The sequence below is a fragment of the Bradyrhizobium sp. HKCCYLS20291 genome (genome assembly GCF_051167715.1).
Lineage (GTDB): Bacteria > Pseudomonadota > Alphaproteobacteria > Rhizobiales > Xanthobacteraceae > Bradyrhizobium.
Genome location: NZ_JBNPTO010000004.1, coordinates 252,314 through 268,264 on the forward strand (window position 1 = coordinate 252,314; position 15,951 = coordinate 268,264).

Annotated in this window: 15 protein-coding genes and 1 pseudogene; 9 read left to right on the forward strand and 7 right to left on the reverse strand. The window is 62.7% G+C overall.

Translation table 11 applies throughout. The annotated features are described in order from the left end of the window. The first annotated feature begins 71 nt into the window (after window positions 1-71). Entirely contained in the window at window positions 72-1,805 is a 1,734-nt protein-coding gene (gene oxc, locus ACQR07_RS11980) for an oxalyl-CoA decarboxylase (protein WP_434902498.1), read from the forward strand. A 66-nt stretch (window positions 1,806-1,871) separates the two neighbouring features. Beyond that, on the forward strand, window positions 1,872-3,149 hold the full coding sequence (gene frc / locus ACQR07_RS11985; protein ID WP_434902499.1) for a formyl-CoA transferase: 1,278 nt from the start codon (window positions 1,872-1,874) through the stop codon (window positions 3,147-3,149). 133 nt (window positions 3,150-3,282) lie between these two features. On the opposite strand, the gene ACQR07_RS11990 is transcribed toward frc, so the two are convergent. Both ACQR07_RS11990 and ACQR07_RS11995 read right to left on the reverse strand, forming a co-directional pair. Then, window positions 3,283-4,071, reverse strand: coding sequence for a hypothetical protein (locus ACQR07_RS11990; protein ID WP_434902500.1), 789 nt, complete (start codon window positions 4,069-4,071; stop codon window positions 3,283-3,285). 60 nt (window positions 4,072-4,131) lie between these two features. Next, window positions 4,132-4,701, reverse strand: a complete 570-nt coding sequence (locus ACQR07_RS11995; protein ID WP_434902501.1) for a hypothetical protein — start codon at window positions 4,699-4,701, stop codon at window positions 4,132-4,134. A gap of 119 nt (window positions 4,702-4,820) precedes the next feature. Here ACQR07_RS11995 and ACQR07_RS12000 point away from each other — a divergent pair. Then, window positions 4,821-4,958: pseudogene (locus ACQR07_RS12000) on the forward strand (formyl-CoA transferase); the annotation flags it as partial. Window positions 4,959-5,062: 104 nt separating this feature from the next. Here ACQR07_RS12000 and ACQR07_RS12005 read toward each other — a convergent pair. After that, a complete protein-coding gene (locus ACQR07_RS12005) occupies window positions 5,063-6,232 on the reverse strand; it encodes a hypothetical protein (protein WP_434902502.1) in 1,170 nt (389 codons plus the stop codon). A gap of 311 nt (window positions 6,233-6,543) precedes the next feature. Between ACQR07_RS12005 and ACQR07_RS12010 the strand changes: the two genes are divergently transcribed. Further along, window positions 6,544-7,371 carry a hypothetical protein gene (locus ACQR07_RS12010; RefSeq protein WP_434902503.1) on the forward strand — a complete coding sequence of 276 codons (828 nt, stop codon included), beginning with the start codon at window positions 6,544-6,546 and terminating at the stop codon, window positions 7,369-7,371. A gap of 330 nt (window positions 7,372-7,701) precedes the next feature. On the opposite strand, the gene ACQR07_RS12015 is transcribed toward ACQR07_RS12010, so the two are convergent. The 4 genes from ACQR07_RS12015 to ACQR07_RS12030 form a co-directional block, all read right to left on the reverse strand. Then, window positions 7,702-8,157: a macro domain-containing protein gene (locus ACQR07_RS12015; RefSeq protein WP_434902504.1), complete on the reverse strand. Its 456-nt coding sequence runs from the start codon at window positions 8,155-8,157 to the stop codon at window positions 7,702-7,704. A gap of 106 nt (window positions 8,158-8,263) precedes the next feature. Continuing rightward, entirely contained in the window at window positions 8,264-8,833 is a 570-nt protein-coding gene (locus ACQR07_RS12020) for a DUF4291 domain-containing protein (RefSeq protein ID WP_434902505.1), read from the reverse strand. A gap of 98 nt (window positions 8,834-8,931) precedes the next feature. Further along, window positions 8,932-9,411, reverse strand: coding sequence for a peptidoglycan-binding domain-containing protein (locus ACQR07_RS12025; RefSeq protein WP_434902506.1), 480 nt, complete (start codon window positions 9,409-9,411; stop codon window positions 8,932-8,934). A 197-nt stretch (window positions 9,412-9,608) separates the two neighbouring features. Next, complete coding sequence (locus tag ACQR07_RS12030; RefSeq protein WP_434902507.1) at window positions 9,609-10,457, reverse strand: SDR family NAD(P)-dependent oxidoreductase; 849 nt, start codon at window positions 10,455-10,457, stop codon at window positions 9,609-9,611. Between the two features lie 310 nt (window positions 10,458-10,767). On the opposite strand from ACQR07_RS12030, the gene ACQR07_RS12035 reads away from it, so the two are divergent. From ACQR07_RS12035 to oxlT, 5 genes are all read left to right on the forward strand, one after another. Next, a complete protein-coding gene (locus tag ACQR07_RS12035) occupies window positions 10,768-10,905 on the forward strand; it encodes a hypothetical protein (protein WP_284420614.1) in 138 nt (45 codons plus the stop codon). 367 nt (window positions 10,906-11,272) lie between these two features. Further along, complete coding sequence (locus tag ACQR07_RS12040) at window positions 11,273-12,283, forward strand: Bug family tripartite tricarboxylate transporter substrate binding protein (RefSeq protein WP_434902508.1); 1,011 nt, start codon at window positions 11,273-11,275, stop codon at window positions 12,281-12,283. Between the two features lie 9 nt (window positions 12,284-12,292). After that, entirely contained in the window at window positions 12,293-12,787 is a 495-nt protein-coding gene (locus tag ACQR07_RS12045) for a tripartite tricarboxylate transporter TctB family protein (protein ID WP_434902509.1), read from the forward strand. A gap of 42 nt (window positions 12,788-12,829) precedes the next feature. Continuing rightward, window positions 12,830-14,323, forward strand: a complete 1,494-nt coding sequence (locus ACQR07_RS12050) for a tripartite tricarboxylate transporter permease (protein WP_434902510.1) — start codon at window positions 12,830-12,832, stop codon at window positions 14,321-14,323. Between the two features lie 206 nt (window positions 14,324-14,529). Further along, window positions 14,530-15,816, forward strand: a complete 1,287-nt coding sequence (gene oxlT, locus ACQR07_RS12055) for an oxalate/formate MFS antiporter (RefSeq protein ID WP_434902511.1) — start codon at window positions 14,530-14,532, stop codon at window positions 15,814-15,816. The last annotated feature ends 135 nt before the right edge of the window (window positions 15,817-15,951 follow it).

Consider the following 15,951-nt stretch of genomic DNA (forward strand, 5'->3'; position numbering starts at 1 on the left):
CCCCAGCTGACACGATCAAACAGAAGAAGACGCCGAAGGCGTCTTCAAGAGACGACCAGGGAGAGAGGCGCATGCCGCAGACTGCTGTTAAGACCGAGGCACCGGATACCCACCAGGAACTGACGGACGGCTTCCATCTCGTCATCGACGCGATGAAGCTGAACGGGATCGACACGATCTACAACGTCCCGGGGATTCCGATCACCGACCTCGGCCGCATGGCGCAGGCTGAAGGCATCCGCGTGCTCTCCTTCCGTCACGAGCAGAACGCCGGCTACGCGGCGGCGATCGCGGGCTTCCTCACCAAGAAGCCGGGCGTCTGCCTCACGGTCTCGGCGCCGGGCTTCCTCAACGGCCTGACCGCGCTGGCGCATGCCACGACCAACTGCTTCCCGATGATCCTGGTCTCGGGCTCGTCCGAGCGCGAGATCGTCGACCTGCAGCAGGGCGACTACGAGGAAATGGACCAGCTCGCGATCGCCAAGCCGCTGTGCAAGGCGGCGTTCCGCGTGCTGCACGCCCAGGACATCGGCATCGGCTTCGCCCGCGCGATCCGCGCCGCGGTCTCCGGCCGTCCCGGCGGCGTCTATCTCGATTTGCCGGCGAAACTGTTCGGCCAGGTGATGAACGCGCAGGCAGGCAGCGCTTCGCTGGTCAAGGTGATCGATCCCTCGCCGGCGCAGATCCCCTCGCCCGACTCGGTCAAGCGCGCGCTCGACGTTCTCAAGAGCGCCAAGCGTCCGCTGATCATTCTCGGCAAGGGCGCGGCCTATGCGCAGGCTGACGAGGCCATCAAGACCTTTGTCGAGAAGAGCGGCGTGCCGTTCCTGCCGATGAGCATGGCCAAGGGCCTGCTGCCCGACCTGCATCCGCAATGCGCTGGCGCGGCGCGCTCGACGGTGCTGAAGGATTCCGACGTCGTCATGCTGATCGGCGCCCGCCTCAACTGGCTGTTGTCGCACGGCAAGGGCAAGAGCTGGGGCGATGCGCCCAAGAAGTTCATCCAGGTCGACATCGAGCCGAAGGAGATGGACTCCAACGTCGAGATCGCGGCCCCTGTGGTCGGCGACATCGGCTCGGTCGTATCAGCCTTCTCCGACGCGATGGGCAGCAACTGGGCCAAGGCTCCGGTCGAGTGGCTGAGCGCGGTGCAGAAGAAGCGCGAGGACAACGTCGCCAAGATGGCGCCGCGCCTGATGAACAACAACTCGCCGATGGACTATCACGGCGCGCTCGGCGTGCTCCGCACCATCATCAAGGAGCGTCCGGACGCGATCCTGGTCAACGAAGGCGCCAACACGCTCGACCTCGCCCGCGGCGTGATCGACATGTATCAACCGCGCAAGCGGCTCGACGTCGGCACCTGGGGCGTCATGGGCATCGGCATGGGCTCGGCGATTGCCGCTGCGGTCGAGACCGGTAAGCCGGTGCTGGCGATCGAGGGCGACAGCGCCTTCGGCTTCTCCGGCATGGAAGTCGAGACCATCTGCCGCTACAATCTGCCGATCTGCGTCGTCATCTTCAACAATGACGGCATCTATCGCGGCACCGACCAGAACTCGGCGGGCGACGATCCGGCGACCACCGTGTTCGTCAAGGGCGCGCGCTACGACAAGATGATGGAGGCCTTCGGCGGCGTCGGCGTCAACGCCACCTCGCCGGACGAGCTGAAGCGCGCCGTCAACGCGGCGATGGATTCCGGCAAGCCGACCCTGATCAACGCCGTGATCGACCCCGCGGCGGGTTCGGAGAGCGGCCGTATCGGCAATCTCAATCCGCAGAGCGTGCTGACCAAGAAGAAGTAAGGCCACCCGCAAGACATCACCTGCCCGCGAGATGCGGGATGACCATTCGTTACGGAGAGGAACAACATGACCAAGGCGCTCGAGGGCGTTCGCATTCTCGACTTCACCCACGTCCAGTCCGGACCGACCTGCACCCAGCTTTTGGCCTGGTTCGGCGCCGACGTGATCAAGGTCGAGCGTCCGGGCGTGGGTGACATCACCCGCGGCCAGCTGCAGGACATTCCCAACGTGGACAGCCTCTATTTCACGATGCTGAACCACAACAAGCGGTCGATCACGCTCGACACCAAGAACCCGAAGGGCAAGGAAGTCCTGACCGAGTTGATCAAGAAGTGCGACGTGCTGGTCGAGAATTTCGGCCCCGGCGTGCTCGATCGCATGGGCTTCCCCTGGGAGAAGATCCAGGCGATCAACCCGAAGATGATCGTCGCCTCGATCAAGGGCTTCGGCCCCGGCCCCTACGAGGACTGCAAGGTCTACGAGAACGTCGCGCAGTGCACCGGCGGCGCCGCCTCGACCACCGGCTTCCGTGACGGCCTGCCGCTGGTCACCGGCGCGCAGATCGGCGATTCCGGCACCGGCCTGCACCTCGCGCTCGGCATCGTCACCGCGCTGTATCAGCGCACGCATTCCGGCAAGGGCCAGCGCGTCACGGCCGCGATGCAGGACGGCGTGCTCAACCTCTGCCGCGTCAAGCTGCGCGACCAGCAGCGGCTCGAGCGCGGCCCAATGAAGGAATACAGCCAGTTCGGCGAAGGCATCCCGTTCGGCGATGCCGTGCCGCGCGCCGGCAACGATTCCGGCGGTGGCCAGCCGGGCCGCATCCTGAAGTGCAAGGGCTGGGAGACCGACCCGAACGCCTACATCTACTTCATCACCCAGGCGCCGGTCTGGGAGAAGATCTGCGACGTGATCGGTGAGCCCTCGTGGAAGACCGATCCGAACTACGCCAAGCCCGCAGCCCGCCTGCCGCGCCTGAACGAAATCTTCGGCCGCATCGAGCAGTGGACCATGACCAAGACCAAGTTCGAGGCCATGGACATCCTGAACGAGTTCGACATCCCCTGCGGTCCGATCCTGTCGATGAAGGAGATCGCCGAGGACGAGTCGCTGCGCAAGACCGGCACCTTGGTCGAGGTCGATCACCCGACCCGCGGCAAGTACCTCTCGGTCGGCAACCCGATCAAGCTGTCGGACAGCCCGGCCGACGTCACCCGCTCGCCGCTGCTCGGCGAGCACACCGACGAGATCCTCCGCCAGGTGCTCGGCTTCAGCGACCACCAGGTCGCCGACATCCACGATTCCGGCGCTCTCGATCCGCCGCGCAAGGAAGCCGCGGAGTAAGCGGGCACGCGTGAGAGACGCGAGGCTCGGCGAGATTGCCGCTGAGACTGCTCACATCGACAAGAAGCCGCCGGCGGTCGCCCGGCGGCTTTTCAATTCTACCCATCAGACAGTTGGCTGTCCTGAAACGGGTTCAGAAGGGAATGAGATCTTTTCCAAATCTGACGACGAAGTCCTGCACATCGCTACGCGCGGCATGCTGGTCGAGTCCGGGAAAGCCGGCCCAACGGAATGCGAGGCGCAAATAGTCGAGAAACGGCAACCCATGTCGCTCATCAGAGAACAACGGATCGGCACCAAAAGATGGCACCAGGATGCAGTACGGGCTGCCTCCGCTGATGTTGGCCTTGTGGAGATAGTCGGGGGCCAAGTCGATTTGCAGCTGATGCTCAGCATCCGGGCCGATGCTTGCCTTCTGATAGATCCATTCGTCGAACAGATCCGTCAGGACAGACGGCGCAAATATACATAGGGCGTCGTGTTCCTCAGACGGCAAATCGAACCCAAGATCCGGCGGAGGATTCTCGGAGTTGTAGTCCCACACCCAGTTGATCCCACCCACGGCACGCCAGAATGCAAGGAGCGTCGGGGGGATCGGTGCTCCGGAGATCTCGACAATGCGAGCGAAAACGGCCTCGTCGCCCCTTCTCGGAGGAGTTCGAAGATCCTGATATGAGGACGAGTGGGCCTGCCAGCCAACGGTCTGCAAACGCGAGGCGATGAGGTCGGCATTCTGCGCGACCCGTCGCATGGTCGCATCGGCGACCTCCATGACCTCGTCGCGAAGCTCACCGTCGATGCGTGGGTAGGCCCGGATTTCTCGCCAGACTTGGTCGAACTCACCTGTCAGATATCGCCTCAACAGAGTCCCGTTGCGCCGCATCTGCCGGAGGCTCCCTAAACTCTCGCCGATATCGATCATTCTCGAATGAGATCACTCCGTCGACGTTATTGGCAACCGGTTTCCCCTGACGCCAAAATATCAGTCGGGCCGCACCCTTTTGTCTCTTGCGCGGCGATAGGCTGGCTCCTCGTCGCCGGGACGTTTTGCCGCGAGCTCCGATAATCGCTTGAGAGCCCGTTCGCGAACAGGCACGGGCAAATCGGATTGCGACAGAAGCTGCAGTTTCTCGATTGCCTCGGATGTTCCGATATCATGGAGCGCCCAAATGCATTTGACCGCCAACGCTTCGTTGTCGTTGTAAGCGAGATAGTCATGCTTGCGCAACGCGGTGCGGTAGAGGCAGTCGCTCGTGGACGGCACACGCAAATTTTGAAGCGCACCCGCAATGTCTTCGTGGCTCTCGTGCCAGTCTTCTTCCAAGAGCTTGCAGAGTAATGGAGCCCACTGCCGTGAGAGGCCAAAGCGAAACGCGACGAGCAATGCAGCTCGCAGATCATCGGGCGATCTCTCTGCGTAACTCTGCTCAAGCTCGGAGCGAACGAGCTCAGGCGTCGTTCGTGGGTCCGCACCGAATTGCGCGATGAAGACGTCATCCGAAACTCCTCCTCGCGCAAGATCCCAAACAAGCTGTCGTTTCGCGGCATCCATATCCCGCTCCAGGGTCTGGCATGCCCGGCTCGGCCGCCAAGCCAAGGGCACGCACCTGTCATGATCTTATCGCACTCCGTCATCTTTGGAACAATGATCGAGCAACAGCGCTGGCAATCGACAATACCTGCGGCCCGATCCTGTCGATGAAGGAGATCGCCGAGGACGGGTCGCTGCGCAAGACCGGCACGCTGGTCGACGTCGACCACCCGACCCCCGGCAAGTATTCCACCATGGACGATCCTGCTCGGATCACATGCCGTATTCCCTGTTCGATCACGCCTGTGGGCACGACGAAGTTCGGTGTCAGCAATGTGCGATTTGGAAACCCGAGATCCTCCGCGGCGCGATCGACTGACCGTCAGGGGACCACGACGGTCCTCGTTTCCGCACGATGCGTGACGTGGACGCTCGGCTGCGCCTTTAAGACCAGATCGAAGCTGGGGCGCGTCTTGCCGTCGTGGAACACCACGCCGTTCGGGCTGAAGGCGATGTTGTCGGCGCTGCCGTCAAATGTCTGCCAGGCGCAGGATAGCGCCACAATGCCATAGGCCGATAGCGGCTTGACCTCGCCGGGGTCGGCGACACCATTGCCATTGGCATCATGCCACAGGGCAAGGCCGGCGAGCTCGTTGCCGCTCAAGACGCCGTTGCGGTCGTCATCGAGCGCGGCCAGCGGCGCATATCCGTTGGACCAGAACATCCAGAACGTCACGTTGCCGAACAACTGCCGGCCGCTGGTGATCCTGCCATCGCCCGCCGGATCGCTGACCAGCCACGCCGCTTTGGCAGTGATCCAGCTCCATTCGTGACCGAGCCCGCTGCCGTCCACGTCGAACGTCACCCGCGCGCCGGGTGCTTCGAGGTCGGCGGGCGAGAGCCCGTCGGCCAGCGGCACGACGATGGGAGTGACCAAGTATGGCAGCTTGCGCAGGGTGGCAACGCGGTCCTGCAAGGTGGCGATCTCGTGCCTGTCCCACCGGACGTTGAGAAGCGGGACGAGGTAGGAGGCGATTTCGCCGGTCAGCGTGTACCCGCCAAGACCGATCATGGTCTGTTTTTTGTCCTTCTCCCAGGCGGCGGCTGCGATCTTTCGATACTGCTTGACCGCATCGTCCTTGTTGCCGGCCTGCTCGGTCAGCCAGGCGAGGCCGAGCTGGATGACGAGATTGTCCTGGTCCAGCTCCAGGGCCTGCTTGTACGCCTTCAAGGCGGCTTCCAGATGCGCCTGGGAGGCCGCTCGCAATGCCGCATCCAACGCAGGCGTGACCGCCGCAAAAGGAACGGCCGGAGGCGTCATACCGTGGTAGGTCTTCGGCACCGCGAGCGGATCGGTCTTCCGGGCGTAAGCCATGCCATGGGCGCGGCCGAGGTTCAGCCACGCCTCGGCGCTGGCAGGATTGTCCGAGGTGATCTTCTCCAGGTTTTCGATCAGTCTGGCGACCGGGACCTGCTCCACTTCCACAGCAACGAACCTGCCGAGCGCTGGCGACGTCGCGGCCAGCACAATCACAAGCAACAAAAAACGCATGATACAACTTCGCCCCGGAAGAAACCGATCGATGCGGTGCAGGCTGACGACGCGAGCGCGTGGATGGCGCGCCCTTGCCGCAGACATGTCCCGGCGTCGCTTCGTCGTCGCTCGCCATGGTTCGGGTTCAGAAGGGAATGAAATCTTTTTCGAACGAGCGATGATTCTCGTGCTTCGACGCGTTGCTGAGCCGACTGCGTTTGCGCTGTGGCTTTCGTCCTCACGACATTACGATTTTGATGTCTTGCGCGACAGATGATAGAGAATCGTGATCTGCAGCCGGAAGTAGATGCCGTTGAGGAGCTGTCTCGGTGGCCGATCGGGTCCAAAAGGGCTGGTGGTTCGCTGTCCTGCTGTCCATCGGGCTTCCATTTGTGCCACCCGTCGCGTCTGCTCAAGACGGTGCAATTGATCGTGAGAGCTACGGCCGTGCTGCCGAGTACTGCCGAACGATCCGGCCGCGGAGTCTGATCACGCTCAGCCCGGACAAGCACATCCTGTGCCTCGATGCTGTGCTGCTTCCAGGCCTCGACGTTTCACCGGCAGAAACTCTCGAGCCCGGTGGACTCGTCGTCATCCGCAGCCTTGGCGGGAGGGAAGACAAGGCCCTCGAACTCGCCAAGCTCATTCGCGATCGCCACGCGACGGTCGTCGTCTACGACTATTGTTTCTCGGCCTGTGCCGAGTTCATCATGACCGCTCCCGACCATACGTTCGTGCTCAAGGACGCCCTCGTGCTTTGGCACAATCCCGGAAGCAGCGACCCGGCCGATCCATATTGTGCCTTCCTCAAGACGTCACGCGAGGGTGGCCCGAGAGCGTTCCGGCGTGGTCCATGTCGTGAGGGGGGCGACACCGTCGAATACTCATCGGCGCGCATAGCCCAGTATTTTCGGGAGAGAGCGATTGACCCGTCGTCCGTGGCGCCGCCCGATAGCGCCCACGTCAGAAAGCGAGTGGCCAGCATCTACGCAGAGACGGGAGTGGATCGCGATATCCTTTGGACGCTCCACCCGAGATACTATCCACGTCTCTTCAAGGCAGACATCGTCTTTGAATCCTATCCTCAAAGCCAGGAAGAAGTCGACGCGGCCGCTGCCAGATTGAGTATCAAATCCAAAATCATCTACGATCCGTGAGCAGGGCTATCGCTTTTGAAGATACGGGGCTGTCGCCACCAATGAATCCCGGCAGGGAGTTACTGCGTCATGCCCGGGCTTGTCCCGGGCATCCACGTGGCTCTCAGCGCGATGAACGACGTGGATGGCCGGGACCAGCCCGGCCATGACGACGTGGAGAAAGACGGGCGCACCACTGCGATCGTCAAATGCGATGGCCCTGGATCCGTGAGCGAGAGCACGGGCCATTATTGACGGGATATTGGCAGGGAGCGCTGGCATGGCTTTCGATTTCAGCGCCCATGATGGTCGTCGGGCCCCGGGGTCGGATCCGGATCGCGTCAAGCGTGATCACGGCACATATTCCACCAGGGTGTGATCCTCCTCCCCGAGTTCGGCGTCGATGATCTCCGCGACGAGTGTCCAATCCCCCTTGGCCAGGCCGGCACCGATCTTGGGATAGCCGATGCGGCTCGCGGAGAATCGGGCTTTCACGTCCTTCATAACGTTTCTCACGGCAGCGTAGTCGACCAGAATCCCCGGCCCGCGCCAATGAAACTGCGTATAGCCGTTGACGATCGTCAGCTGCTGGCCGCCGCGCGTGACGGTGGCCGTCGATATCGAGCCCAGCTTGTCGCGGCTGCCTTTCGTCGTCGTCAGATCGGCCGCATAGGCTTCGGGAAAGATCTCCTTGATGGTCTTTGCAATCCCCGCTCCCATGTTGCACTGACAATTGCAGCCATGGACGATCACATCGAACGCGCCGTCGAGCGCGAGCCTGATCAAATCTCCCTTGATGACCTTCATCGGCCCTCCTGATCACGGTCGTTTCAGCTTCAAGCCGTTTGCGCGTCCGACGCGACGAACGCAGCGAATGTCGCGCATTGGTCGATGGCTCGACTGATTGTGATCGTTACCGATCTGCAGCTTCATACACACGCTCGACCGGCAGCTTCGCGCGCGCCCTCTCCAGCGCTCCCGCCTTCACGTCGGAATAGATGTCGTGCGCAAGCGGCGTCACGTCCGTGATCGCCTTGATCCAGTCGCGCAGATACAGGCGGACCGCTTCTCCGCTCAGGCCGATCTGAATCGCCCGATGCGGGAGCGGCGCGAGATGGAGATCGCGCTCGGGATCCCACTGGATCCTGACCGGCGAAGCATCCTTCAGCCGACGCCAGCCTTCGGCATCAAGATCGCGCGGACGCTCGCTCGGGCAGGAATTTGCCAACGCCCAGTTGAAGCCATCATGGGTGATATCGATCGCGAGGATGCGGCGCTGGCCGTCGTCCTTGGTGCCCCACCCGGCGCGATACATCATCCACAGGAACGACGGCTTGATCCACGTCATCCGGCTCATGCTGAAGGGCGGCGAGACGAACGTGCCGTGCTTCAAGGCCGCGTCGGCAATGCTATCTGAATAGGCCTGATATACCCGGATTGTCGTTTCGGTGTACGCTGCTCTGATTTGTCGCTCGGGGATCATGGACCGTACGATAGCATGAATCTCAAAGATCGCCCGATCCCGATGATACGCTCCGCTCTTGCTACAGGCGAAATTCACCTCGTTCGAGGCTGAGCAACCTACCGGCCGAATATTCCGCCCACCACGCGGTGCATCGCGCCACCGATCGCGCCGATGGGACCTCCGGCGTTTCGCGAATGCCGCGTACGTCCGCCTGAGCTCCGGCGCGCTTGACGGTCGGATTTGGCGGCCTCGGTGACTGCGCCCATCAGCACCTTGTGCTGGGCGGCATCGAGGAATCCGGTCGCGGGGTAGCCGCGCTCCTCCTGCCAACGTGCGATGGCAGCGCGAGTCTGTTCGTCGAACGCCCCGTTGGCCTTGGTATCGAACCCTAGCCGGGTCAGCCCGCGTTGCACCGCGCGACGCTTCGCCTTGGTGAGGCCGATCTGGTTCTCGGCCTGCTGATTTGCGTCCTCGCTTGGGCTCGCGGTCTCGGCCGGCGCGGTCGTTCCACGCGGTGAACTGCTGAGACCCGCGTTCGCGACATGCGCGCTTCCGACGATCGCCAGGATGGAGAGTGCCAGGATCAAGAAGCGCATGGCCTTCCTTCGCCCTCAGGTCTGCCGATGATGTTGCGGCAAGACAGTTACAGCCCGACCAACCCAGTGATCAACATCCGGCGACGCCATCCCGCTTCATTGCAGAACAACTGCGATCCGCGCGCCACGGTTCCCTCGCCTCCCGCCGATTGTTGCATCGCGTTGCACGCGGGGCGCGGCGAGCGAGCGCCGCTCGCTCACCGTTTCGGGGTGCGGCCACGGATGTGGTCGAAGCCCTGCTTGATGGCGGCGAAGCGGGCGTCGATCATCGGCTCGAATTCGAGGTCGGTGAAGATATAGGGCCAGTCGTTCTCGACGCCTTCGCGAACGAGCTCGCCGACATAGAGCGGATCGATGCCGTGCGACACGCGCTCCCGGATCATGTTGATGCGCTCGGCCAGCGGGCCGGACGTCGGCAGCGGACGGACGGGCTCCTCGAAACGCTGCGGCACGTTGCGACGGGAGTCCATGATCTGCGTCCTGATAAAGCCGGGACACAGCACCGAGACGCCGATGCCGCGCGGCGCGAGCTCGTGCCGCAGGCCCTCGGACAACCCGACGACGCCATACTTCGAGACATTGTAGGCGGTGCTCCCGTTCGAAATCAGGCCGGCGAGCGAGGCGGTGGAGACAATGTGCCCACCCTCGCCATGCTGCTCGATCAGCGGGCCGAAGATCTCGATCCCCCAGATCGTCGCCATCAGGTTGACGCCGAGGGTCCAATTCCACGACGCGTCGGTCCAGGTGCCATATGGCCCGCCGCCGCCGACGCCCGCGTTGTTGACCAGGATGTGGACCTTGCCGTAGCGAGCGGTCGTTGCTTCCGCGGCGGCCGCAAGTTCGGCCTTGAGCGAGACGTCCGCGCGGACGCCATCGACATCTGCATTGGTGAGCCGCAGCTGCTCCAGCGCAGCCGACAGAGCCTTCTCTTCGATGTCGCAGAGCATCACCTTCACACCCGCCTGCGCGAACGCCGTCGCGATGCCCAGCCCGATGCCGGATGCCGCCCCGGTCACGAATGCCGTCTTTCCAGCGAGGTCGTTCATGCGCATTCTCCCCGAAGTGTCTGCAGTCTAGCTCCAACACCCACGACTTTGTCGCACTTGATCCGCCGCGCAAGGATGCAAGGGTGGAAGTGAGAACATCATAATACCTTTATTCTTCCCGCCTGACATTGAGATGGTGGTTTTTCCATATGAGACGGCCACTTTTGATTGGAAATTCCTATTGTAACATTCCTGCTGCACCGCAAAACGCTCATGCTGCCATGCAATATCATCCGTTGTATCTGGCATCTGGTATACGTAAATTCTCCTCAGTCAGAACGTCATACCGCCTCACTGAAGGAGACAAACCATGGCCAAGACCGTCGCCCTCCCCCTCGTCAACTCGGTGTCCCTGTTCGGCCGTTTCCTGGCCGCTCTCGACCGCGTGCTCATGACCAGCGCGCGCGCCGCCAACCGCAACGGCGACCTCCCCTATTTCGGCCTCTGAGCAGCCCTGGCGCGGCGACGCGCCCGGACAGCAGGATTGAAGCCCAAACAAGAGCCCCGGATCTCCGGGGCTTTTGCTTTTTGCGGGACCAGCGAACTGCGACAAATTCGCCCCGCGGCGATCTCAGCCGATCTCCTCAATTGCGATTGGTCACCGCTTCATACCAAAATCAAATCGGTCGAATGCAGCGGACGCTCCTCTGGCGGCGTCTGGCGCGACCGCTGACGCAACTCCTGGCGGCAGGAGCGTCGTCAGACCGACGGAACTGAAGGACGACAACGAGCGGAATCAAGTGCGTCAGTGGTTCGAGCGGAGCGAGCGGCCGGAAGAAGCCGTTGCATCCGTGAACGAAGGGGAGAAAGCGTCGATGAAGCGTTCTGTGCGCATTGCCATTGCAGCTGGCGTGGCCCTGGCCATGGACATGGGCATGGGCAGCCTCCCGGCGACAGCCGGATGGGAGCCCGTCCGGCCGGTCGAGTTCATCGTGCCGGCCGGCACCGGCGGCGGCGCCGACCAGATGGCCCGGACGATCCAGGGCATCGTCACCAAGCACAGCCTGATGAAGCAGCCGCTGGTCGTGATCAACAAGTCCGGCGGCGCCGGCGGCGAAGGCTTCCTCGACGTCAAGGCGTCCGCAGGCAACCCGCACAAGATCATCATCACACTGTCGAACCTGTTCACGACGCCGCTCGCCACCGGGATCCCGTTCTCCTGGAAGGATCTCACCCCGGTCGCAATGCTCGCGCTCGACGAGTTCGTGCTCTGGGTCAACGCCGAGAAGCCCTATACCACCGCCAAGGACTACATCGACGCGGTGAAGCAAGGCGGCGGCACGCTGAAGATGGGCGGCACCGGCTCGAAGCAGGAAGACCAGATCATCACGGTGGCGATGGAAAAGACCACCGGAGCCAAGTTCACCTACATTCCGTACAAGGGTGGCGGCGAGGTCGCCGTTCAGCTGGTCGGCAATCACGTCGATTCCACCGTCAACAATCCGATCGAGGCGGTTGCGCAGTGGCGCGGCGGCAAGGTCCGGCCGCTCTGCGTGTTCGACGACAAGCCGATGGGCTACGACGAGCAGATCACCGACGGCAAGGCGTGGAAGGACATTCCGACCTGCAAGTCGCAGGGCCTCGACATCGAATACGTGATGCTGCGCGGCATCTTCATGTCGCCGCGCGCCACCAAGGACCAGATCGACTACTACGTCGACCTTTTCAAGAAGGTCCGCGAGACGCCGGAATGGCAGGACTTCATGAAGACCGGCGCCTTCAACACCACGTTCATGACGGGGGTCGACTACGCCAAATGGGTCGAGACCGAGGAGAAGCGTCACGAGCTGCTGATGAAGGAAGCCGGCTTCCTGGCCTCGAACTGAGCGGCTCGCATGAGCAGTCAGGGCGGATCCACCGGCCCCAGCCACAAGGCGGTCGAACTCGGCGTCACGCTGGCCATCGCGCTGTTCGGGATCATCGTGATCTTCGGCAGCATCAAGGCAGGCATCAACTGGGGCGCGGAAGGACCGCGCGCCGGCTTTTTCCCTTTCTATGTCGGCCTGTTCATCGTCGCGTCGAGCGCGATGAATGTCCGCAACACGCTGCGCGACAATGACGGCGGCGTCTTCGCCGAATGGGGACAGCTCCGCCAGGTCCTGAGCGTGGTGGTGCCGACGGCGATCTATGTCGGCGCCCTGCCTTTCACCGGTCTCTATCTCGCATCGATGATCTTCATCGGCTGGTTCATGCGGTGGCTCGGCAAATATCGCTGGCTCACGGTTGCGGCGGTCGCGATCGGAATGCCGATCATCACCTACCTGATCTTCGAGCGCTGGTTCATGGTTCCCTTGCCCAAGGGACCGGTCGAGGAATGGCTCGGACTTTAAACAAGAAAACTCATTCGCTGAGGGTTGCAGGACCAAGCTGGCATGGAAGAGTTCGTCAATCTGTTTCACGGCTTCGCAGTCGCTCTCCAACCCTTCAACATCATGGTGATGATCCTCGGCATCGTGCTGGGCGTGATCATCGGCGTGCTGCCGGGGCTGGGCGGCGCCAATGGCGTCGCGATCCTGCTGCCGCTGACCTTCAGCATGCCGCCGACCTCCGCCATCATCATGCTGTCCTGCATTTACTGGGGAGCCCTGTTCGGCGGCGCCATCACGTCGATCCTGTTCAACATCCCCGGCGAACCATGGTCGGTCGCGACCACGTTCGACGGCTATCCGATGGCCCAGCAGGGCAAGGCCGGCGAAGCGCTCACGGCCGCGTTCACGTCGTCGTTCGTCGGCGCGTTGTTCGCCGTCATGATGATCACGCTGGTGGCGCCGCTGGTCGCCAGCTTTGCGCTCAAATTCGGCCCAGCCGAGAAGTTCGCCGTCTACTTCCTGGCCTTCTGCAGCTTCGTTGGCCTGAGCAAGGAGCCGCCGTTCAAGACGGTCGCGGCGATGATGATCGGCTTCGCACTCGCGGCGGTCGGGCTCGACTCCATCACCGGCCAGCTCCGGCTCACCTTTGGGATTACCGAGCTGCTCAACGGCTTCGACTTCCTGATCGCCGTCATCGGTCTGTTCGGCATCGGCGAGATCCTGCTCACGATGGAAGAAGGCTTGAGCTTCCGCGGCGGCGACGCGCGGATCAATCTGCGTGTGGTGCTGCACACCTGGAAGGAGATGCCGGCGCATTGGCTGACCTCGCTGCGCTCCTGCCTGATCGGCTGCTGGATGGGCATTACGCCGGCCGGCGCCACACCCGCGTCGTTCATGAGCTATGGCATCGCCAAGCGCCTCTCCAAGCGCGGCAAGAATTTCGGCCGGGGCGAGATCGAGGGCGTCGTCGCGCCGGAGACGGCGGCCCACGCCGCAGGCACAGCGGCACTGTTGCCGATGCTGTCGCTCGGCGTGCCCGGCTCGCCGACCGCGGCTGTGCTGCTGGGCGGTCTGTTGATCTGGGGCCTGCAACCGGGGCCGATGCTGTTCGTCGAGCAGAAGGAATTCGTGTGGGGGCTGATCGCCTCGATGTATCTCGGCAATCTCGCCGGGCTCCTGGTCGTCCTGACCTGCGTCCCGGTGTTCGCGGCCATCCTGCGCATCCCGTTCAGCATCATTGCACCACTTATCCTGGTACTCTGCGCGATCGGCGCCTATTCGGTGCATAGCAGCACGTTCGACGTCGTGCTGATGCTGGTGTTCGGCGTGCTCGGCTATCTCTTCAAGAAGTGCGGCTATCCGCTCGCGCCGCTGGTGCTCGCCATTGTTCTCGGCGACAAGGCCGAAGAAGCGTTTCGGCAGTCGCTGCTGGGATCCCAGGGATCCCTCGGGGTGTTTTTCTCGAACGGGCTGGTCGGCACGATCATGGTGCTCGGCTTGATCGCTCTGTTCTGGTCGGCGCTCCAGGAGGGCTATGCCCGACTGCGGGCATCCTGACTTTGGTTTAGCTGGACATTCAATCTCGAGATCGGCACTGCTGCGTCGTATTGTCGCTGCAGCGATTTGCCTTGCTAATTCGCGCTTTTTCGCCGATCGGACGGCCTGAGGGCCAAGGCACAGCTGATGAATCTTCTTGTCTATTGGCATATCATATACCACACTCCGCATAGCTGTTAGCTAAAAACAGGCAGCCTGGAGGAAACATGACGGACTTGGCTCACGCGGGGGCCCCCGCATCTGCAAGAGTAAGTGACGCCTATCGCTGGACGCAGCTCGTGGTCGGCGTCGCGGCGATGGTGATGATCGCCAACTACCAATATGGCTGGACCTTCTTCGTCCCCGACATCGCCAAGACGTTCGGCTGGGATCGCGCCTCGATCCAGTGGGCCTTCACCCTGTTCGTGCTGTTCGAGACCTGGCTGGTGCCGGTCGAAGGCTGGTTCGTCGACAAATACGGCCCGCGGGTCGTCGTGCTCATCGGCGGCGTGCTCTGCGCGATCGGCTGGATGATCAATTCCTACGCCACCTCGCTCAACGGCTACTATCTCGGCATGATCATCGCAGGCATCGGCGCCGGCGGCGTCTACGGCACCTGCGTCGGCAACGCGCTGAAGTGGTTCCCCGACAAGCGCGGCCTCGCGGCCGGCATCACCGCGGCCGGCTTCGGCGCCGGCTCGGCGCTGACCGTCGCGCCCATCCAGGCCATGATCCGCGACTCCGGCTTCCAGACCACCTTCCTGTATTTCGGTCTCGGCCAGGGCATCATCATCGTGATCCTCGCCTTCTTCCTGTTCGCCCCGAAGGAAGGCCAGGTGCCCGCGGTTACGCAGAACGCCAATCTCGTGCAGAGCCGCCGCAACTACAACCCGACCGAGGTGATCCGTCAGCCGATCTTCTGGCTGATGTACTTCATGTTCGTGATCGTCGGTGCCGGCGGCCTGATGGTCACCGCCAACCTCAAGCCGATCGCCGGGGACTGGAAGGTCGACGCCGTGCCGGTGACGCTGATCGGCATGACCATGACGGCGGTGACCTTCGCGGCGACCATCGACCGCGTGCTGAACGGCCTGACGCGTCCGTTCTTCGGCTGGATCTCCGACAATATCGGCCGTGAGAACACGATGTTCATCGCCTTCGGCATGGAAGGCATCGGCATCTGGGCGCTCTACATGCTCGGCCACGATCCGGTGTGGTTCGTGATCCTGTCCGGCTTCGTGTTCTTCGCCTGGGGTGAGATCTACTCGCTCTTCCCTTCGACCTGCACCGACACGTTCGGCACGAAGTTCGCGACCACCAATGCCGGCCTGCTCTACACCGCGAAGGGAACGGCGGCGCTCCTGGTGCCGATCGCCAACTACATGCAGCAGTCGAGCGGCAATTGGGACCAGGTCTTCATCATCGCGGCCGGCGCCAACATCCTGGCCTCGATCCTGGCGATCGCGGTGCTGAAGCCCTGGCGCAAAACGGTGGTGCAGAAATCGATGCTGTGAAGCTGCTCTTCGCAGCGCAATAAAAATAAAGTCAATCGACCCGAAATCGCGAACGCTCGGCATTTTGCCGAGCGTTTTCTTTTGCTTGGTCACCCGAGACCATCTCGCTGCACAGCAACATGTCGCACCCTGTGT